This window comes from Mycobacterium sp. 1165178.9 (assembly GCF_001673555.1).
Taxonomy (GTDB): Bacteria; Actinomycetota; Actinomycetes; order Mycobacteriales; family Mycobacteriaceae; genus Mycobacterium.
In genome coordinates this window covers 1-21,136 of record NZ_LZMB01000068.1, presented here as the reverse complement: position 1 = coordinate 21,136, position 21,136 = coordinate 1, and the positions used below count along the sequence as shown (strand labels likewise).

Sequence of the window (21,136 nt, the reverse complement as noted above, 5' to 3'; positions counted from 1 at the left end):
CCGGACCCCAAGGGGGCCAAGTTCGGCCGCGACGCCAACGGTGAACTCGACGGCACCGCCGAGGAGACCGGCGCGGTGTTCCAGCTGCTGGCCGGGGCCATCGACTTCGGCGATTACCCGCAGATGCTGCTCGCCGAGTGCGCCCGGCTCAACCGCGCCGGCCTGACCACCTGCTCGGAAATGGCCTTCGACCCGAACTTCCGGCCGGTGGTCGAACAACTGCGCGAGCGGCTCACCGTGCGGCTGCGCACCTACGAGATCTCCAACCCGCAGATGTCCACCGCCGCCACACCCGGGCAGGGCGACGACATCCTGCGGCAGGTCGGCATCAAGATCTGGGTCGACGGCTCGCCCTGGATCGGCAACATCGACCTCTCGTTTCCCTATCTGGACACCGAGGCCACCCGGATCATCGGCGTCGTGCCGGGCTCCTGCGGCTGCGCCAACTACACGAAAGAGCAGCTGCACGAGATCGTCGGCGCGTACTTCCCGCTGGGCTGGCCGATGGCCTGCCACGTGCAGGGCGACGCGGGCGTGGACACCATCCTCGACGTGTACGAAGAGGCGTTGCGCCGCCATCCGCGCGACGACCACCGGCTGCGACTCGAGCACGTCGGTGCCATCCGGCCCGAGCAACTGCGGCGCGCGCACGACCTCGGGGTGACGTGCAGCATCTTCGTCGACCAGATCCACTACTGGGGCGACGTCATCGTCGACGGCCTCTTCGGCGAGGAACGCGGAACCCGTTGGATGCCAGCCGGATCCGCGGTTGCCACCGGGATGCGCATCTCACTGCACAACGACCCGCCCGTCACACCCGAAGAACCGCTGCGCAACATCAGCGTCGCCGTGACCCGCACTGCGCCGAGCGGTCGGGTGCTCGGAGCCGAGGAACGCCTGACCGTGGAGCAGGCGATCCGCGCGCAAACCATCGACGCGGCCTGGCACCTGTTCTCCGACGACGTGATCGGCTCGCTGGAGGTCGGCAAGTACGCGGATCTGGTGGTGCTCTCTGCCGATCCGCGAACGGTGCCGCCCGAGCAGATCGCCGACCTTCAGGTGCGGGCGACGTATCTGGCGGGCCGCCAGGTCCACAGCGCGTGACGCCGACGCTCGAGGACCTGCTCGACCGCCTGCACGTCGTGGCGCTTCCGATGCGGGTGCGCTTCCGCGGCATCACCACCCGCGAAGTCGCGTTGATCGACGGCCCGGCCGGGTGGGGCGAATTCGGGGCCTTCGTCGAATACGAGCCGCGCGAAGCGGCGCACTGGCTGGCGTCGGGCATCGAAGCCGCCTACCGAAAGCCGCCGCCGGCACGTCGCGACCGCGTCCCGATCAACGCGACTGTGCCGGCCGTCCCCGCCGCGCAGGTGGGCGAGGTGCTCGCCCGCTTCCCGGGAGCCCGCACGGCCAAGGTGAAGGTGGCCGAGCCCGGGCAGACCCTGGCCGACGACGTCGCACGGGTCAACGCCGTGCGCGAGTCGGTCCCGACAGTGCGGGTGGACGCCAACGGCGGCTGGAGCGTCGAGGAGGCAGCGCGGGCAGCGGCCGCGCTGACCGCCGACGGGCCGCTGGAATATCTCGAGCAGCCCTGTGCGGGCGTCGACGAGCTCGCGGAACTGCGCCGGCGCCCGGATATGCCAGACGTGCCGATCGCCGCCGACGAGAGCATCCGCAAGGCCGACGACCCGCTGGCGGTGGTGCGCGCGCACGCCGCCGACATCGCGGTGCTCAAAGTCGCTCCGCTGGGCGGGATTTCGGCCATGCTCGAGATCGCCGCGCAGATCGACATCCCTGTCGTGATCTCCAGCGCGCTCGATTCGGCGGTGGGAATTGGCGCCGGGCTGAGCGCCGCGGCGGCGCTGCCGCAACTTCGGTACGCCTGCGGCCTGGGCACCGGCGGGCTGTTCGTCGACGACGTCGCCGAGACCGCCGCGCCCGTCGACGGCGCCCTGCCGGTGGGGCCGGTCACGCCCGACCCGGAGCGGCTGCGGGCGCTGCGGGCGGCGCCGGAGCGGCGGCAGTGGTGGATCGACCGGGTCAAGGCCTGCCATCGGTTGCTTGTACCGTCGTCCGGGTGATCAACCTGGCTTACGACGACCGCGGTTCCGGTGAGCCCGTGGTATTTATCGCCGGCCACGGCGGCGCCGGACGAACCTGGCACCCCTATCAAGTCCCCGCGTTTCTGGGGGCCGGATACCGCGTCATCACCTTCGACAATCGCGGGATCGGCGCCACGGAGAACGCCCAGGGATTCACGACGGAAACCATGGTCGCCGACACCGCGGCGCTGATCGAGGACCTGAACGCGGCCCCGGCCCGCATCGTCGGGATGTCGATGGGCGCGTTCATCGCCCAGGAGCTCATGCTGGCCCGGCCCGAGCTGGTCAGCTCGGCGGTGCTGATGGGTACCCGGGGCCGCATGGACCGGGCCCGGCAGTTCTTTCGGGACGCCGAGGCCGAGCTGTCCGACACCGGTGTCGAGATGCCGGCCGCGTACGACGCCAAAATCCGCCTGCTGGAAAACTTTTCCCGCAAGACGCTCAACGATGACACCGCGGTCGCCGACTGGATTGCGATGTTTTCCACCTGGCCCATCAAGCCCACCCCGGGCACGCGCGCGCAGCTTGATATCGCGCCGTACACCAGCCGGTTGACCGCCTATCGCAGCATCACCACCCCGGTGCTGGTGATCGGCTTCTCCGACGACGTGCTGACGCCGCCGCATATGGGCCGCGAGGTAGCGGATGCGCTGCCCAACGGCCGATACGTGCAGATACCCGACGCCGGTCATCTCGGTTTCTTCGAGCGGCCGGACGCCGTCAACGCCGCCATGCTCAAGTTCTTCGGCGAGGCCAACGGCTGAGTGCACCCGGCGGGCATCCTCGGCGGGCTGTGACACCCTGTAGGAGTGAACCCCTCGACGACTCAGGCTCGCGTCGTCGTTGACGAGCTGATTCGCGGCGGTGTCCGCGACGTGGTGCTGTGTCCCGGTTCACGGAACGCCCCGCTGGCTTTCGCGTTGCAGGATGCCGACCGGTCCGGCCGCATCCGCCTGCACGTCCGCATCGACGAGCGCACCGCCGGCTATCTGGCCATCGGCCTGGCGATTGCCGCCGGCGCGCCGGTCTGCGTCGCCATGACGTCCGGAACGGCCGTCGCCAACCTCGGCCCGGCGGTGATCGAGGCCAACTACGCCCGGGTGCCGCTGATCGTGCTGTCGGCCAACCGGCCCTACGAGCTGCTGGGCACCGGGGCCAACCAGACCATGGAGCAGCTGGGCTACTTCGGCACGCAGGTGCGGGCCACCATCAGCCTTGGCCTGGCCGAGGACGCCCCCGAGCGGCTGGATTCGGCCAACGCCACCTGGCGATCGGCCACCTGCCGGGTGCTGGTGGCCGCCACCGGATCCCGTACCGCCAACGCCGGCCCCGTGCAATTCGACATCCCGCTGCGCGAACCCCTGGTGCCCGATCCCGAACCTCAAACGCCGACGCCGCAGGGCCGCCCGGGCGGGCGCCCGTGGACTTACACCCCGCCGGTCAGCTTCGACCAGCCGTTGGACATCGACCTGTCACCCGACACGGTCGTCATCGCCGGGCACGGCGCGGGTGTGCAGCCGAACCTGGCCCAGCTGCCGACCGTCGCCGAGCCGACGGCGCCCGCCCCGGCCAACCCGCTGCACCCGTTCGCGCTGCCCCTGCTGCGGCCCAAGCAGGTCATCATGCTCGGCCGCCCAACCCTGCACCGGCCGGTGTCGGCGCTGCTGGCCGACCCGCAGGTGCCGGTGTTCGCGCTGACCACCGGGCCGCGCTGGCCGGACGTTTCGGGCAACTCGCAGGCCACCGGGACCCGGGCGGTCACCACCGGAGCGCCGAACCCCGCGTGGCTGCATCGCTGTGCGGAAACCAACAGGCACGCGCTGGCCGCCGTCCGCAGCCAGCTCGACGCGCACCCGCTGACCACCGGCCTGCACGTCGCGGCGGCCGTGGCCGACGCGCTGGTGCCCGGCGACCAGCTGGTGCTGGGGGCCTCCAACCCGGTCCGCGACGCGGCGCTGGTCGGCCTGGACACCCACGACATCCGGGTGCGGTCCAACCGCGGCGTCGCCGGGATCGACGGGACGGTCTCCACCGCCATCGGGGCGGCGCTCGCCCACGAACGCGAGGGCGGCCCGGACAGCCCGGCGCGCACCGTCGCGCTTATCGGTGACCTGACGTTCGTGCACGACAGCTCCGGGTTGCTCATCGGCCCCACCGAGCCCATCCCGCGCCGGCTGACGATCGTCGTCTCCAACGACAACGGTGGCGGCATCTTCGAATTGCTCGAACAGGGCGACCCGCGGTTCTCCGACGTCTCGTCCCGGATCTTCGGCACGCCGCACGACGTCGACGTGGGCGCGCTGTGCCGCGCCTACCACGTCGAGAGCCGGCAGATCGAGGTCGGCGAATTGCCCACAGCGCTCGACGAACCCGGACCCGGAATGCGAGTGCTGGAGGTCAAGGCCGACAGGTCATCGCTGCGGCAGTTGCACGCCGCCATCAAGGCCGCGCTGTGAGGCGCACGTAGATGGCGGTATATCCAAAAGCTCTGCTGCGCTTACTGATTCATGGCCGTAGTGACGAGCCGCCGAAAACGCCTGCCAGAATTGCGTTGCGATGGGCCAGAATTGCGGTCCTGATCGTGGCCGGCCTCGTGACGTTGCAGTCCACGCTGTTGGTGGCCGGCGCCTGGCGCGACGACCTCGCGATCACGCACAACATGGGTGTCGCGCAGGCGGAGGTGCTCAGCGCCGGACCGCGCCGTTCCACCATCGAATTCGTCACCCCCGAGCGGGTCACCTATCGTCCCGAACTCGGCGTGCTCTACCCGTCCCATTTGGCCACCGGGATGCGGATCTACGTCGAGTACAACAAGAACGATCCGAACCTGGTGCGCGTGCAGCATCGCAATGCCGGGCTGGCGATCATCCCGGCCGGGTCCATCGCGGTCGCGGGCTGGTTGGGCGCGGCCGCGATCCTGATCGCGCTGGCGCTGCTGGACAAGTGGCTCGACCGTCGCGACGTACCACCGGACGCAACCGAGGGCCAGGCCGCTAAAAGCGTCGGACCTGCAAATTTCGCATGACGTATGCCCGTAGGCAACCTTATCGACAGGCGGCGCTGACACGGTAGTGATGTGCGCGTTGCCATCGTCGCGGAATCCTTCCTCCCCGAAGTCAACGGTGTCAGCAACTCGGTGATCCGGGTGCTCGAGCATCTGCGCCGGACGGGTCACGAAGCCCTTGTCATCGCCCCCGACGCGCCCCCCGGGCAGCCGCGGGCGGACCGGATCTACGACGGGATCCGCGTTCACCGGGTGCCGTCCCGGATGTTCCCCAAGGTGACCACCCTGCCGCTCGGTGTGCCCACGCCCCGGCTGGTGAAGGTGTTGCGCGGATTCGATCCGCACGTGGTGCATCTGGCTTCGCCGGCGCTGCTGGGCTACGGCGGGGTGCGGGCGGCCCGCTGGCTGGGGGTGCCGACGGTCGCGGTGTATCAAACCGACGTTCCCGGCTTCGCGGCCAGCTATGGCATTCCGATGACCGCACGGGCGGCGTGGGCGTGGTTCCGTCATCTGCACGGCCTCGCCGACCGTACCCTGGCGCCGTCCAGTGTGACCATGGAATCACTTGTCGCTCATCGCTTTCCGCGTGTGCATCGGTGGGCACGCGGCGTTGATGTGCTGCGGTTCGCGCCGTCCGCGCGCGACGAGGCGCTGCGACGGCAGTGGTCGCCGCAGGGCAAGCCGGTGGTCGGGTTCGTGGGTCGGCTCGCCCCCGAAAAGCACGTCGAGCGCCTGATCGGGCTGGCCGCCGACGACGCGGTCCAGCTCGTCATCGTGGGCGACGGCGTCGACCGCATCAAGCTGCAATCGGCAATGCCGACAGCGGTTTTCACGGGTGCGCTATACGGCGACGAACTCGCCGCGGCGTACGCCAGTATGGACGTGCTCGTGCATCCCGGCGAGCACGAGACGTTTTGTCAGGTCGTGCAAGAAGCGCTGGCGTCGGGGTTGCCGGTGATCGCGCCCGACGCCGGCGGCCCACGTGACCTCGTCACGCCGTGGCGTACCGGTCTGCTGCTGGCCGTCAGCGAGTTCGAGTCCCGGCTGCCCGACGCGGTTGCACACTTGATCGCCGAGCGGGCCCGCTACTCCCCGGCCGCCCGGCGCAGTGTGGTCGGCCGGAGCTGGCCGGTCATCTGCGACGAGTTGCTGGGTCACTACGAGGCGGTGCTGTCGCCGTTCGTTCGACGGCAGATCGTCTCGGGCCGGTACGCGCAGGGCGAGTGAGCCGGCGGTCCTATGACGGGTCGAATTCGATTGGCAGCGTGGCCGGTCCGCTGATGGCGGTGAGGGGCTTCCACGGGGCGGGGCCGGTGCGGCGGGCGTTGGGCATGCGCCGTGCCATGACCGTCAGGGCTTCGCTCAGCTCCAGTCGGGCCAGGTTGGCGCCGAGGCAGTAGTGCATGCCGGCGCCGAAGGTCTGCATCGGTGCGGCTTCCACGCGGGTGATGTCGAGCCGGTCGGGGTCGTCGTAGACGGCGGGGTCGCGGTTTGCGGCAGCCGTGTTGGCGATGACCAGCGTGCCGGCCGGGATCATGAACCCGGCGACCTCGACGTCCTCGAGGGCGATGCGCAGCGTGAGGCCTGCGATCGGTGAATGCCGCATCGTCTCTTCGACCGCGTTTGCGGCGAGCTCCGGACGCTGGGCCAGCATCGCCCACTGGTCGGGGCGATCGACCAGCACCTGCACGGAGGCGGCCAACTGGTTGCGTGTGGTGTCCGTGCCGGCCATCAACAGGCCCGCTACCAGCATCCGCAGCTCTTCGGCGTTGAGGTGATCGCCGTCGTCCTCGGCGCGGATCAGATCCGAGAGCAGGTCGTCGGTCAGCGTGAGCCGCCGCTGGGCGACCATGTCGTCGATGTAGGCGTCGAGCTCATCCCATGCCGCCAAGATGGTCCGCTCATGCGCCGCGACCTCCCAGCTGAAGGCCTTGAAGATGTCGTCCGTCCATTCCGAGAACAGCTTCCAATCCTCGGCCGGGGCGCCCAACAGCGCACAGATGATCGGGATTGGATATTGACGGGCAATATCGCTGACCACGTCGCAGCGCCCGGCTGCGGTGTGCTCGTCGATCAGTTCGTTGATCACCTCGACGATCGTGGTGCTCAACCGCGCGGTGGCCCGGGGCGTGAAGGCCTTGGACACGAGGCGGCGCAGCCGCTGGTGCGCGGGACCGTCGAGGCTGATCAGGTTCGTCGCGACCCGCTCCCACAGCGGGCCGCTGGTGATGCCTTGCGAGGCCAGGAACATGCCCTGGGGCACGCGAAATCGCGGGTCACGCAGGACGGTTCGAACCAATTCATAGGTCAAAAACTCCGGCCCGTGGGGACCGATGGCGATCGGTGCCTGCTGACGTGCGTGGCTGATGATCTCGTGCGCCTCTTCCAGGCTTCGGCAGTGCTCGTAGTCAATCGTCGGAAGTCCGGCGTCAAAGACGTTCGGGCAGCTCGGCGCGTCAACTGTGATGGTCATGGTGGCCCCCAAGGCTGGTCGGCGAAGTACCTTCATGCCTCAGCCTCGGGGTTTTAATCACTCAGCACATGCGTAGCCGACTACCTGTCTTGCGGTACCGGTACTTACCCCATGGATCAGTGAGTGCCCACAGGGCAACCAGGCGTGAACCGGACTGGCATCGCATGAATGCCGTTGATCAACGTCGACGCCATCCGCTCGACAGGACCGGCCCGCTCAAGGTTCTTCATCCGCGTCAACACCTCGGATATGAGCGCGGATGCCTCCACGCGGGCCAAGTTCGCGCCGAGGCAGAAGTGTGTGCCGCCCGCGCCAAATGCGAGGTGCCGATTGGGGTTTCGAGTCAAATCGAGTCGGTCGGGCTCGGCGAAGTGTGTCTCGTCCCGGTTGGCCGACGGGTAGAACATCGCCACCCTGTCACCCTGCTTGACCGGCACCCCGCGCAGCTCGGTGTCCTTCGTGGCCGTTCGGGCGAACGCTATCACCGGGCTGACGTAGCGCAACAGCTCCTCGACCGCCGTCGGCAGCAGCGACGAGTTGGCCTCAAGCTTGGACCGTTGCTCGGGATTCTCCATCAGCACACACATCGCGCCGGCGACCAAATTGCGGGTCGTGTCGCCGCCCGCATTGATGAGCAGCATGAAAAAGGAGTTGAATTCCAGATCGGTGAGGCGTTGGCCGTCGACTTCGGCATGTAGCAGCGATGTCGCGATGTCATCATCGGGATGTGCGCGCTTACGGGCCATGAGCTCCGTGGAGTACGCCATCATTTCCATCGCTGCCTGGATGGCGTGCTGGTCGCCGAGCACGCCGGTGTTCATGACCTCGGTCAGCTCGTAAAGCCGGTAACCGTCTTTCAGTGGGATGCCGAGTAGTTCGGCGATGACGTATGAAGGCAGTGCCCCGGCGACTTCGTTGACGAAATCGCACTCACCCCGTTCGATGACGGTGTCGACAACCTCGCTCGCCATGCCCATGATGCGCGCATTGAGTTTGTCGACCTGTCGCGGTGTGAAGCCCTTGCTGACCAGGGTGCGCAGCGCCGTGTGGCGCGGGGGGTCCATTGTGATCATCATGACGCCGCGAGGGTCGAACAGGTCGTCCGCGCTGGGAGTTTCAAACCAGACGGCCGCCGCCTCCGACGACCATGTGGCGCTGTCGCGGGAGACGGCGAGCACCTCGTCGTAACCGGTCAGCGCGAGGAACCCCGGTCCGTCCTTATACGGGTGCCATGCCACCGGCAGGCGCTCGCGCAGTGTGCGGTAGGCCTCGTGCGGGATGCCTTGCGCGTAGGTGCGCGGATCGGCGAGATCGATTCCCCCGATGCTGATTGCGTCTTCCGTCACGGTCTACCTCCGAGTGGTGACCGCCGTTCGCGGATGGACCGGCGCTGTGAAAACGATAGCGCCGGGGGCGCGCACACCGGCCCGTATCTGGACGAGGTTCTCAGGCGGCTTCGAAGATTTGGAATGACATCAAGTACGCGATTCCTGAGTAGCCGCTGTCGGCGCGCGACGAGAATGTGCAGTAAAGACTCTGTCCCGCAGTCCCATTCCAGATTGCCGTGGTCGCCGCCGAGTCACTTGTGGTCGCGCAGTGGGCGGTGGTTGTTCCCCACGGACCGTAGAGGCTCATCGTCTGCTGGTATCCGGAAAAGTTCACCGCCACTATGTATGTGCCGGTTCGGGGAGGGGTGAATCGTGCATACGCCGCCGTTCCGTCCCATTCTCCCGGTGATGACCCGGTTTGGTGGATCGATTCCATGTAGACGAGGTCGCTTTCACAGTCCCAGCGACCGGGCTCATAGAAATCGGCATAGCCGGCGGCTGCGTAGGGATGGCGCGCCGTCAGGTTGAGCATTTGTGTTCCAAGGCTGCGGCCCACCGTGTCCATGGCGATCCTGTCGAGCTGGCTCTTGGGTAGGTGCTGTACGTAGTCAGGACGGTAGACCACTCGGCCGCGGAGGTCGGACAGTGCTAGAACATCCGGGTTGATTCCGGCCGCTACGTCGGTCTGGCGCACGTCTTGCAGGGTGCTGTGCATGGTGTCCTCCGGTCAGTCTTGGGACGATTGGTGAATGCGCCCAATCCTTCGCTGAACTCGATCGGATGTGGTGCGTAGCCGACTACCTGTCTTGCGGTACGGGTACTTGCCTCTTGGTGCGTGAAGGTGACCCACCGCCTATCCTTTGAGGACTCTGGAAACCTTGGGCCCCGGACCGGCGGAGGGTCGAATGACGGCCATAGCGGCGTGCCAAACGTGCGGCACTGAGCCGCTGGAGAACGCCCGGTTTTGTCACGGCTGTGGCTCCCCAGTCAAAGGACCCGATACCCGCGCGGAGTACAAGCAGGTAACGGTCCTGTTCGCCGACGTAGTGCATTCGATGGACATCGCGGCGGCCGTGGGCGCTGAACGACTCCGAGAGATCATGGCCGACGTCGCCGACCTCTGCGCGGCGGTGGTGCAGCGGTACGGCGGCACGGTGGACAAGTTCACCGGCGACGGCATCATGGCGGTGTTCGGCGCGCCGGTCGCGTTGGAGGACCACGCCGTGCGCGCCTGCTTGGCGGCGCTCGGGGTTCAGGAGGAGACGAAGCGGCTTGCCGTCGACGTCGACGCCCGCGACGGTGTACGTCTGCAGTTGCGAGTGGGACTCAACTCCGGTCAGGTGATCGCCGGCGAAATCGGCTCGGGGCCTTTCGGTTATACCGCCGTAGGTGAACAAGTCGGAATGGCTCAGCGGATGGAATCGGCGGCCCCGCCGGGCGGGGTGATGCTCAGCGCGTCGACAGCGCGACTCGTGCAGGGCGCGGCGAACCTCGGTGACTCTGAATTGGTTCGGATCAAAGGCTCCGACACACCGGTGCCGGCCCATCGGCTGCTGGGCATGGGCGACGAGCAGCGCGGTGCCTGGCATGCCGAGTCGAAGCTGATCGGTAGAAGCGAGGAGATGTCGGCGGTCGAGAGCCTGCTGGAGCGCGCGCTCGATGGCCACGGCGCGGTTGTCGGTGTGGTGGGGCCACCGGGCATCGGCAAGAGCCGCCTGGTGCGCGACGTCTCTGCCATGGCAGCCGTTCGGGGTGCCGATGTGTTCGCCGCCATCTGCGAATCACATACCAGCCAGATCCCGTTTCACGTCGTGGGGCGGCTGCTGCGTGCGGTCACCGGCATCAAGGGCCTTGACCCCCCCGCCGCGCGGGCACGCATCCGGGCTCGGGCTCGCGAGGCGGAGCCGGAGGACTTGCTGCTCTTGAATGACCTGCTGGGCATCGCCGATCCCGATGTGGAGCTGCCCAAGATCGATCCGGATGCGCGGAGGCGGCGGTTGACCGGACTGGTCAACGCCGCGTCGTTGGCCCGCGAAACCCCGGCGCTGTTCGTTATAGAAGATGCCCATTGGCTCGACGAGGTCAGCGAGTCGCTGCTGGCCGATTTCATCGCCGTCATCCCGAAGACACGGACGCTGGTGCTCGTCACTTACCGCCCCGAATACCAGGGCGCGTTGAGCCGGCTCGCCGGTGCCCGAACCATTGTCCTTTCGCCACTGAGTGATTCGGAGACCTCAGGACTGGTCTCGGAGCTGCTCGGGGCAAACCCATCAGTCGGGGAGTTGGCCACGATTATCACCGAGCGGGCCGCCGGAAACCCGTTCTTCGCCGAAGAAATGGTGCGCGAGCTCGCTGATCGCGGTGTGTTGCAAGGCAATTCGGGCGCGTACATCTCGACGACAGAAGGTGCTGCGGTGCGCGTGCCCGCCACCCTGCAAGCCACCATCGCCGCGCGCATCGACCGGCTGGGTGTGAAGGCGAAACGTACCCTGAGCGCGGCGGCGGTCATCGGCTCGAACTTCAACCGGGATCTATTGGAAACGCTGGGCATCGAGCCGGTGCTCGAGGAACTGGTGTCGGCTCAGCTCATCAATCAAATGCCCAGCCAGCAACCCGAGTATGTGTTCTACCATCCGCTGATCCGTACGGTGGCCTACGAATCGCAGCTCAGATCGGACCGCGCCGAACTGCACCGGCGCATTGCGGCTGCGATCGAATCACACGCTGCGGCAGCGGCCGATGAAGATGCCGCCTTGATTGCCGGTCATCTGGAGGCCGCCGGCGACGGGCACGGCGCTTACGGCTGGCACTTGCGAGCCGCGGCATGGGCGACCAACCGCGACATCGCCGCGGCGTGGCTGAGCTGGGAGCGTGCCCGCACGATCGCCGACGCCCTACCCGCCGATGATCCCAACCGATTGGCCATGCGCATTGCTCCCCGAACCATGTTGTGTGGCATCGCCTTCCGGGTCAACGAGCACGTGGCCGGCGAGCGCTTCGACGAGTTTCGCGAATTGTGCGCCACGGCCGGAGACAAGCCCTCACTGGCCATCGGCATGGTCGGGCTGGTAATGGATTATGCCCTTGACGATCGGCGGCGTGAGGCATCGGAAGTGGCATCGGAGGCCATGGCTCTCATCGAGTCGATCGATGACCCCACCTTGACAGTGGGGCTGTCGGTCGCCCCCATCTTCGCAAAAGGCGAGAATGTCGAATATTCCGATGTGCTGCGCTGGTCCCAGCGAGTCATCGACCTCGCCGCCGGTGACCCGGCCAAAGGGAACTTCATCATCGGATCTCCCTTGGCGCTGGCCTTGACGAACCGGGCAATCGCTCGGTATGCCCTCGGATGCGACGGCTGGCAAGAAGGCCTGGAGCAGGGTCTCACCATGGCCCGCAACACCGACCCCATGTCCTACGTCACGGTTGTCGCATACGTCTACTTTGCGGGAATAGCCTATGGCGCAGTGAGATCCGACGATCGTGCGATACGCGAGATCGACAATTCCTTGAAGATCGCCGAACGATCTGGTGATGATATGGCGCTGGCCATCGCCCGGATGACGTTGGGTGTTGCGCTGGTGCACCGGGACGCAGGTGAGGAACGGGACCGAGGGCATAGGCTGCTGGCCAAACTAAACGATGGGTCCGTACGCCCGAAATACCTTCTGTCGCAATTATCGATTGTCGAGATGTACTTGGCACGCGAGAAGGTTCGACGTGGAGATCGCAGCGAGGCCATACCGCTCATGCGTGCCACGATTGACCATCTGTTCCGCAAGGGGCTAGGGCTGGGGTGGGGCCTTCCCGCGACGGGTGTTCTGGTGGAGGCACTGCTCGATCAATCGTCCGCCGATCATCTGACCGAAGCCGACGCGGCAATCGAGCGGCTGGCGGGCGAACCGGCCGCAGAGGTTCTGGCGATACGTGAGGTCTGGGTGCTCCGATTGCGGGCGCTGCTGGCGCGAGCGCGCGGTGAGGACGCCGCCTATCAGGACTTCAGGGATCGGTATCGTGCAATGGCCAACGAACACGGCTACGACGGCCACATCAGTTGGGCCGCGGCGATGCCATGAGTCTCGAAATTTCGTCTCAGTCGTCACAGTTGGCCTGCCGATCTGCGGGACATCGTTGACCAGCGGTGAAACGATACTGACGTGGGCCCCCACGGGGACGACGGGCGCGAACTGGCCCAGACCGGGCTGGTCTGTGGTTCGTGCGGCGCGCAATTCAGTTCGGCGGCGAATTTCTGTAGCAAATGCGGTACACCCCTGCATCAGGCGACCGGCTCGGCCGAATACAAGCAAGTCACCGTCTTGTTCGCCGACGTGGTGCATTCGATGGAGATCGCGGCGACCGTCGGGACGGAGCGGCTGCGCGAGATCATGGTCCACCTGGCCAACCGCTGTGCGGCCGTTGTCCTGAGGTATGGCGGCACGGTGGACAAGTTCACCGGCGACGGCATCATGGCGGTGTTCGGTGCGCCGGCGGCAATCGAGGACCATGCCCTTCGCGCGTGTCTCTCGGCGCTGAGCATTCAGGAGGAAGCGAAAGCTCTGGGCGCTGAGGTCGAGCGCCGGGACCGCGCGAAACTGCTCGTGCGCGTGGGACTTAACTCCGGTCAGGTAATCGCCGGTGAAATCGGCTCGGGACCTTTCGGTTACACCGCGATCGGTGATCAGGTGGGCTTGGCTCAACGAATGGAATCGGTCGCGCCGCCGGGTGGGGTGATGCTCAGCTTGTCCACCGCGCGACTGGTTGATGACTCAGCGACGCTGAGTGAACCGGAGATGGTCCGCATAAAGGGCGCCAACGAACCGGTCATCGCCTACCGCTTACTGGGCATTGGAGACCGGCATCGCGCTAGGGAACGCGCCGACTCGGATCTCGTCGGTCGCCGATGGGAAATGTCCATGGTCGAGGACCTGTTGGACCGCGCGCTCGGAGGCCATGGCGCTGTGGTTGCAGTGGTGGGCGAACCTGGCATCGGCAAGAGTCGTCTGGTGCGCGAGGTAGCCGCGATGGCCATGGTCCGGGGTGTGGAGGTGTTAACCGCCTACTGCGAGTCACACACCAGCCAACTCCCCTTTCATGCAGTGGCGCGGCTGCTGCGGGTGGCGACCGGCGTCGAGGGTCTTGACGGGCAGGCGGCCCGCGCGCGAGTGCGAGACCGATTTCCCAAAGCAGACCCAGAAGACATGCTGCTGCTTGATGACCTGCTGGGCATAGCCGACCCGATCACCGCCGTACCCGCGATCGATCCGAATGCGCGCCGGCGGCGGTTGGCCGCACTGGTGAACGCAGCCAATTTGTCCCGCGGCGCTCCCGCGGTCTACGTGGTGGAGGATGCCCACTGGATCGACGAGATCAGCGAGTCGATGCTGACCGATTTTCTCGAGGTGATCCCACGGACGCCTTCATTGGTGCTGGTCGCGTACCGACCGGAGTACCACGGCGCTCTGACCCGACTGACTGATGCGCACACCATTGCCCTTGCGCCGCTGAGCGATTCAGAAACCGCAGCACTCGTCGCACATCTCCTCGGGCCCGACCCGTCGGTCGATGCTTTGGCGCGCAGAGTCGCCGAGCGGGCCGCGGGTAATCCGTTCTTCGCCGAGGAATTGGTGCGGGAACTGGCCGAGCGCAAAGTGTTGCTTGGGGAGCCGGGTGCCTATACGTCGGCCGCGGAGGTCAGCGAAGTGAGCGTGCCTGCGACCTTGCAGGCGACCATCGCCGCGCGGATCGACCGGCTCCGTCCGAAAGCCAAGCGCACGTTGAGCGCAGCCGCAGTCATCGGCTCGCGATTGCGCCTCGACCTGCTTACGGCGTTGGGTGTTGAGCCTGTCGTCGACGAACTGGTGGCGGCTCAGCTCATCGACGTAGTCAGCGTCACGCGACAACCGGAGTATGTGTTCCATCATCCGCTCATTCATTCGGTGGCCTACGGCGCACAACTCCGATCGGATCGCTCAGATCTGCACCGGCGAGTGGCCGCCGCAATCGAAGCCCGCGATCCGGGATCGGCGGACGAAAATGCAGCCTTGATCGCAGAACATGTGGAGGCAGCCGGTGACCTGCACGACGCCTATGGCTGGCACATGCGTGCCGCCACCTGGGCGACCAACCGCGACATAAGTGCGGCGCGAGCGAGCTGGGGACGAGCGGCGGAGATCGCCGATGCGCTGCCGGCCGATTACCCGCACCGCACGGAAATGCGCATCGCTCCGCGCACCATGTTGTGCGGGACGGGCTGGCGAGTCCACGCAAGCGTTGCCGGTGACCACTTTGACGAATTACGAGAGCTGTGCAGCGCCGCGGGGGACAAGGCATCACTTGGCATCGCGACTGCGGGAATGGTGGTTGGCTACGCGCATCAGGACCGGGTGCGCGAGGCGTCGCAGCTCGCATCGGAAGCCTGGGACCTCGCCGAGTCGGTCGGAGACGCGACCCTGATAGTCGGGCTGTCCTTCCCGGTGATCTACGGCAAGATCGAGGACGCCGAATGGTCTGACGTCCTGCGATGGTCGGAGGCCGTTATCGACTTGGCTGCCGGGGATCCGTTGAAAGGCAACTTTCTTGTCGGGTGTCCATTAGCGCTCGCCTTTGTGTCGCGGGGCATGGCTCGCTATTTTCTGGGTCGCCCTGGATGGCCGGCAGATCTGCGACACGGCCTGGCTATGGCCCGTCGCGCTGACCCCGCGTCATACGCCGGGGTTGTCGGCTATATCTACTTGCTGGGCATACCGTTCGGCGTGCTGAGGGCCGATGATGGTGCACTGCACGAGATCGAGAACGCTCTGCGGAGCGCCGAGCGATCCAGTGATGACGTGGTGGTGGGCTTCATCAAAGCGACGTTGGGCGTCGCGCTGGCGCACCGCGACACCATTGAGGAGCGTCGTCTGGGCCAGGAGCTGTTGGGTGAGACCGGCAAAGTGTTCCTGAACCAAGGGCACAACCTAAGCGATTTGCCGATCGTGGAGGTCTACGCGGCACGCGAGACGGCGAGGCAAGGTGATCACGATGCCGCCCTACCGGTAATGCGTGCCGCCGCCGACCATCTGTTTCGCCAAGAACACCTTCTTCTGTGGGGCGTTCCGGCGACGGCCGTTCTGGCGGAGACATTGCTTGATCGCGGGGCCGTCGCTGATGTGGCTGAAGCCGAGGCAGCGATTGACCGATTGATGACCGCGCCAGCCGATGAGGGTCTGGTGATGCGCGACATCTGGTCGTTGCGGTTGCGGGTGCTGCTGGCCCGCAGCCGGGGTGATGCCGACTCTTATTCGCACTTCCTGCATGACCACCGCGAAATGGCGAAAGCGCTTGACTACCAGGAACATATCGCGTGGGCTGCTACGTTGCCGTGAACAGACCAATTCCGAGAGCTTTGAAAGTCAGTCGCGGTTTGCTGGGTGGTAGCTGGCTCGATGTGAAATCCTGTGCGGGTGTCCGCAGGGGGACCGCCTTCTGGGGTGGTGACGTTCCTGTTCACCGACGTCGAGGGTTCGACCCGTCGGTGGGAGGCCGACGCCGAGGAAATGCACGCGGCGCTGGTTGCCCATGACGAGGTGTTGCGTAACGCTATCGCGGCGCACGGCGGCTTCCTTTTCAAGCACACCGGTGACGGGGTTTGTGCCGCGTTCTCGTCGCCGAGGTCGGCGGTCGACGCGGCGGTTGCTGCGCAGCGGCAGCTTGAGTTACCGGTCCGGATGGGGCTTGCGACCGGCGAGGCCGAGTTGCGCGAGGGCGATTATTTCGGTGCGGTGCTGAACCGCGCCGCGCGCGTGATGGCGGCCGGGCACGGCGGTCAGATCCTGCTGGTCGATTCGACAGCAAGTCTGCTGAGCGGAGTGGACTTGCTGCAATTAGGGCCGCGCCGGCTGCGGGATGTGCCGATGCCGGTCGGGGTGTTTCAAGTGCGGGCAGCCGGATTGCGCAGCGAGTTTCCGCCACTGCGGGCGCTAGATACGAGTCCGGGAAATCTGCGTCCCATCACTACCAGTTTGATCGGACGTGAGTCCGAGGTCGCCAAGATCGAAGCTGCCGTGAAGGCTCATCGGTTGGTCACGCTGACCGGGGTGGGTGGTGTGGGCAAGACGCGCCTCGCGTTGGAGGTCGCGGAGCGGTTGGCTGACGAGTTCCCTGACGGGGTTTGGCTTTTCGAGCTCGCCGCGGTCACCGATCCAGCGGCGGTGCCCGATGCGGTGGCGGCGGTGCTGGGCATTACCCAACAGCCGGGCAAGACCGTGAGTGAGTCCGTGGCCGCCGCGTTGGAGGGCCGGGTCCGGCTATTGGTCATCGACAATTGCGAGCACATTTTGGACGCCGCCGCCGACTTGGTAGAGGCTATCCTCGAGCATTCGGCGACGGTGCGTGTGTTGGCCACCAGCCGCGAAGGACTCGGGGCCGCTGACGAACGGCTATTTCGCGTCCCGTCGCTCGACCTTAATTCTGGAAGCGACTCGGCCGCCGTCAGCCTTTTCGTTGAGCGTGCGCACAGCGTCGAGCCGGACTTCTCGCTGGCCCATTCCGGCGAAATGGATGCTGCAGTCGACATCTGCCGCAAACTGGATGGGATTCCGTTGGCCATCGAGTTGGCGGCGTCGCGGATGGCGTCGATGACGGCAACCGAGGTGCGGGATCGTCTCGATCAACGATTTCAGCTGTTGGTCGGGTCACGACGCGGACTGGAACGCCACCAGACGCTGCGTCATGCGGTGGCATGGTCCTACGACCTACTCGGTGACGCCGAAAAGTCGCTCTTGGCAAGATGTTCGGTGTTCGCCGGTGGGTTCGATCTCGAAAGTGCCTGCGCGGTTGCAAGTCCCGACGCTTCGGGTGACTACGCTGTCCTTAATCTTCTCGACGCGTTGGTGCGCAAGTCGCTGCTCGTTGCCGAGCGGTCGTTTGGGCGAACCCGGTTCTCGATGCTGGAGACTATCCGGCAGTTCGCCGAGGAACAGCTCGTTGCCCGTGGTGAAGGGGCCACGGTCCGGGCCGCGCATGCCCGCCACTTCGGAGAACGTGAGGCCGACATGCTCGCCATGTGGGACAGCCCGCGACAACGACAGGCGTACGACTGGTTTGCAACCGAGTTGGCTAACCTGCGCGTCGCATTCCGGTGGGCCGCCGACCATCACGAGTTCGATGTCGCCGCCGCTGTCTCCAGCTACGCTGGCCTCCTCGGACTGGTAACCGAAAACTATGAGCCGAGCGGTTGGGCCGAAGAAGTCATCGAAGCCGCCCGCGCCGCCGACCACCCACGGCTTGCGGAGATATACGCGGTCGCATCGCTGTGCTACCTGACCGGACGGCTCGATGAAGGCGTCCACTACACCGACGCTGCCCGGGACGTTCTTCTCGAGCGTCGCGGTGCGTTGCCATCCCACCTCGAAGGCATGATCGGCGGCGCGTACATGTCGAGCGGCCATCCGGAACGGTGGGTCGAGTGGTGCCGCGCCCAGCCTCAGGACGGTCCCGACATCAACGTCCTCAACCGGACCAGCCTGATTTTCGGCCTGGTCAACGGCGGCGGATCCCTTGACGAGGCGATCGAAGCCACGAAGGGTCTTGTCGAGGCTGCGGAGGCAACGGCAAACCCGTTCATGCTCTCGTTTGCGCTTTACGCCGATAGCTTCGCCTTTCGCGAGACGGACCCCGACCGTGCTCTTGACGCTGCCCGCCGAGGTTTGATGATCGCTCAAGACAGCGGCAACCGGTTGTCCGAAACCCAATTGGTGCTCAATCTGGGCCGCCTCGAGGCCATGCACGGTGACATTGCATCCGCGTTCGATCACCTCAGCCAAGCGATCCGTACCATGCACGACTCGGGCGACGTCACGACCATCACCACACCGTTGGCCGCCCTCGCCGCGTTGTTCGACCGCCTCGGACGCCACGAGCCGGCAGCGACCATCGCCGGTTTCGCGCTGAGCCCGCTCTCCGCACTAGCGACCCCGGAGATCAATACCGCGATCGCACATCTGCGCGATGTGCTCGGCGACCAGACGTATGAATCGCTGGCCCGGAAGGGTGCATTGATGACCCGCGCCGCCGTGGCGAGGTACGCCTACGACCAAATCGACCAGGCGCGGGCGCAACTGAACGCAGTCTCCAATAGTTGAGTTGCCGGACCTCCAGAGTCAGTCGCGGTTTGCTGGGTGGTAGCCGGCGCGGTGTGACATATTGTGAGCGTGTCCGCGGCACCCACCCCTTCGGGGGTGGTGACATTTCTGTTCACCGATATCGAGGGTTCGACGCGTCGGTGGGAATCGGACGCTGACAACATGCGGAAAGCCCTGGTTGCGCACGACAAGGTGCTGCGCAGTGCGATCGAGAAGCGCGACGGCTACGTGTTCAGCCATAGCGGCGACGGTGTGGCCGCCGCGTTCGCGTCACCGGTGTCCGCAGTCGAGGCCGCGATCGCCGCGCAGGAAGCGCTGGAGTTGCCGGTGCGAATGGGTATCGCCACCGGGGAGGCCGAGTTTCGCGATGGAGATTACTTCGGGACGGTGCTCAACCGCGCGGCGCGGGTGATGGCCGCCGGGCATGGTGGTCAGATCCTGTTGGCCGAATCGACCGCGGGTCTCCTCAATGGAGTTGACCTGTTGGATTTGGGGCCACGGCGCTTGCGAGACGTGCCCATCCCCGTTGGGGTGTTTCAGGTCCGGGCGGCGGGACTGCCGACGGAGTTTCCGCCACTGCGGGCGCTAGATACGAGTCCGGGAAATCTGCATCCCATCACTACCAGTTTGATCGGACGTGAGGCCGAGGTCGCCAAGATCGAAGCTGCCGTGAAGGCCCATCGGTTGGTCACGCTGACCGGGGTGGGTGGTGTCGGCAAGACGCGCCTCGCGTTGGAGGTCGCGGAGCGGTTGGCCGACGAATTCCCGGACGGAGTCTGGCTTTTCGAGCTCGCCGCGGTCACCGATCCAGCGGCGGTGCCCGATGCGGTGGCGACAGTGCTGGGCATCACTCAGCAGCCGGGCAAGAGCATGGCCGACAGCGTGGCCACTGCGCTGGAGGGCCGGGTCCGACTCTTGTTGTTGGACAACTGCGAGCACGTCGTGAACGCCTCCGCCGACCTGGTTGAGGCCATCCTCGCCGCCTCGGCGACCGTAAAAGTCTTGGCCACCAGCCGCGAAGGACTGGGCGTCGCTGATGAGCAACTCTGGCCGGTGCCGTCGCTCGAGACTGGAACCGACTCGTCGGCTGTCACCCTGTTCGTCGAACGGGCCCAGGCCGTCGCGCCGCACTTCTCGATCACCGGCGATGCCGACGCCGTAGTGGACATCTGCGCTCGCCTCGACGGGATCCCACTGGCCATCGAGCTCGCCGCCTCACGGATGAGGTCGATGACCGCCAAGGAGGTGCGTGACCGCCTCGATCACCGCTTCCAACTGCTGACCGGAACACGTCGGGGATTGGAACGGCACCAAACGCTACGCCACACCGTCGCGTGGTCTCATGATCTGCTAGATGACTCTGAAAGACATCTACTGGCGCGATGTTCGGTGTTTGCGGGTGGCTTCGACCTCCAAAGTGCCTGCGCAGTAAGCGGACTCGATGCCTCCGACGAGTACGCCGTATTGGATTTGCTCGATGCCCTGGTGCGCAAGTCGCTGCTGATCGCCGACCCGTCAACCGGTCAAACGCGGTATTCCATGCTGGAAACGATCCGCCAGTTCACCGAGGAACAATTGGTGGCCCGAGGTGAGGCGACTGAGGCACGCAACGCCCACGCCCGCCACTTCGCCGGGCGGGAAACCGACATCATGGCCCTGTGGGACAGCCCCCGCCAGCGAGAGGCCTACAAGTGGCTTACCGCTGAACTTCCGAATCTGCGTAGTGCGTTTCGCTGGGCCGCGGACCATGCCGACCTCGACGTCGCGGTCCCGATCGCGGCGTACGCTTCGTTACTTGGCCTGATGATCGAGAATTACGAACCCATCGCCTGGGCCGAAGAAATGATCGAACCGGCTCGCGCCACCGAGCACCCCCGGCTGGCGTCGCTTTACGCGATGGTGTCGTGGTGTTATGTAGCGGGAAGGCTCGAGGAGGCCGTCCGGTACGGCGATGCCGGCCAGATCGTTGTCGACAGCAGACCCACCGGCATGCATTCCGGTTTCGAGGCGTGGCTGGGCAGTGTGCACACCCTGGCCGGCCACCCCGAACGAACGGTCGAGTGGTGCCGCCGCCTGCTCGCTCATGGGTCGGACCCGTACGCCGTGGC

General features: G+C 66.1%; 13 protein-coding genes. 10 read left to right on the top strand and 3 right to left on the bottom strand.

Annotation, left to right across the window (positions count from 1 at the left end):
• The 6 genes from A5652_RS03520 to A5652_RS03495 all read left to right on the top strand — a co-directional run.
• A partial coding sequence (locus A5652_RS03520) for an amidohydrolase (protein WP_067346673.1) occupies positions 1-1,104 on the top strand: 1,104 nt, incomplete at its 5' end.
• Between the two features lie 50 nt (positions 1,105-1,154).
• Positions 1,155-2,081 carry an o-succinylbenzoate synthase gene (locus A5652_RS03515; protein WP_232001078.1) on the top strand — a complete coding sequence of 309 codons (927 nt, stop codon included), beginning with the start codon at positions 1,155-1,157 and terminating at the stop codon, positions 2,079-2,081.
• Entirely contained in the window at positions 2,078-2,866 is a 789-nt protein-coding gene (locus A5652_RS03510) for an alpha/beta fold hydrolase (RefSeq protein WP_067346669.1), read from the top strand. The genes A5652_RS03515 and A5652_RS03510 overlap by 4 nt, the downstream gene beginning before the upstream one ends.
• 45 nt (positions 2,867-2,911) lie before the next feature.
• On the top strand, positions 2,912-4,558 hold the full coding sequence (gene menD / locus A5652_RS03505) for a 2-succinyl-5-enolpyruvyl-6-hydroxy-3-cyclohexene-1-carboxylic-acid synthase (RefSeq protein WP_067346667.1): 1,647 nt from the start codon (positions 2,912-2,914) through the stop codon (positions 4,556-4,558).
• Between the two features lie 11 nt (positions 4,559-4,569).
• Entirely contained in the window at positions 4,570-5,127 is a 558-nt protein-coding gene (locus tag A5652_RS03500) for a DUF3592 domain-containing protein (protein WP_082983754.1), read from the top strand.
• Between the two features lie 51 nt (positions 5,128-5,178).
• Entirely contained in the window at positions 5,179-6,333 is a 1,155-nt protein-coding gene (locus A5652_RS03495; protein WP_067346662.1) for a glycosyltransferase family 1 protein, read from the top strand.
• 10 nt (positions 6,334-6,343) lie between these two features.
• On the opposite strand, the gene A5652_RS03490 is transcribed toward A5652_RS03495, so the two are convergent.
• The 3 genes from A5652_RS03490 to A5652_RS03480 all read right to left on the bottom strand — a co-directional run bounded on the left by A5652_RS03490 (position 6,344) and on the right by A5652_RS03480 (position 9,622).
• Positions 6,344-7,579, bottom strand: a complete 1,236-nt coding sequence (locus A5652_RS03490) for a cytochrome P450 (RefSeq protein ID WP_067346660.1) — start codon at positions 7,577-7,579, stop codon at positions 6,344-6,346.
• A gap of 116 nt (positions 7,580-7,695) precedes the next feature.
• Positions 7,696-8,895: a cytochrome P450 gene (locus A5652_RS03485; protein WP_067346681.1), complete on the bottom strand. Its 1,200-nt coding sequence runs from the start codon at positions 8,893-8,895 to the stop codon at positions 7,696-7,698.
• Positions 8,896-9,025: 130 nt separating this feature from the next.
• Positions 9,026-9,622 (bottom strand): hypothetical protein, encoded by a 597-nt coding sequence (locus A5652_RS03480; protein WP_067346658.1) that lies wholly within the window; start codon positions 9,620-9,622, stop codon positions 9,026-9,028.
• 190 nt (positions 9,623-9,812) lie between these two features.
• On the opposite strand from A5652_RS03480, the gene A5652_RS03475 reads away from it, so the two are divergent.
• From A5652_RS03475 to A5652_RS03460, 4 genes are all read left to right on the top strand, one after another.
• Positions 9,813-12,983 carry an adenylate/guanylate cyclase domain-containing protein gene (locus A5652_RS03475; protein WP_067346655.1) on the top strand — a complete coding sequence of 1,057 codons (3,171 nt, stop codon included), beginning with the start codon at positions 9,813-9,815 and terminating at the stop codon, positions 12,981-12,983.
• Positions 12,984-13,064: 81 nt separating this feature from the next.
• On the top strand, positions 13,065-16,271 hold the full coding sequence (locus A5652_RS03470; RefSeq protein ID WP_255361802.1) for an adenylate/guanylate cyclase domain-containing protein: 3,207 nt from the start codon (positions 13,065-13,067) through the stop codon (positions 16,269-16,271).
• Positions 16,272-16,343: 72 nt separating this feature from the next.
• Complete coding sequence (locus tag A5652_RS03465; RefSeq protein ID WP_232001076.1) at positions 16,344-19,028, top strand: adenylate/guanylate cyclase domain-containing protein; 2,685 nt, start codon at positions 16,344-16,346, stop codon at positions 19,026-19,028.
• A 63-nt stretch (positions 19,029-19,091) separates the two neighbouring features.
• Positions 19,092-21,136, top strand: a 2,045-nt coding sequence (locus A5652_RS03460) for an adenylate/guanylate cyclase domain-containing protein (protein WP_232001075.1), incomplete at its 3' end; no start/stop codon positions are given.

Excerpts from the sequence above, each read along its gene's own strand:
- A5652_RS03475 (WP_067346655.1), top strand. The coding sequence starts at position 9,813 with ATGACGGCCATAGCGGCGTGCCAAACGTGCGGCACTGAGCCGCTGGAG.
- A5652_RS03480 (WP_067346658.1), bottom strand. The coding sequence starts at position 9,622 with ATGCACAGCACCCTGCAAGACGTGCGCCAGACCGACGTAGCGGCCGGA.
- A5652_RS03500 (WP_082983754.1), top strand. The coding sequence starts at position 4,570 with ATGGCGGTATATCCAAAAGCTCTGCTGCGCTTACTGATTCATGGCCGT.
- A5652_RS03515 (WP_232001078.1), top strand. The coding sequence starts at position 1,155 with ATGCGGGTGCGCTTCCGCGGCATCACCACCCGCGAAGTCGCGTTGATC.
- A5652_RS03490 (WP_067346660.1), bottom strand. The coding sequence starts at position 7,579 with ATGACCATCACAGTTGACGCGCCGAGCTGCCCGAACGTCTTTGACGCC.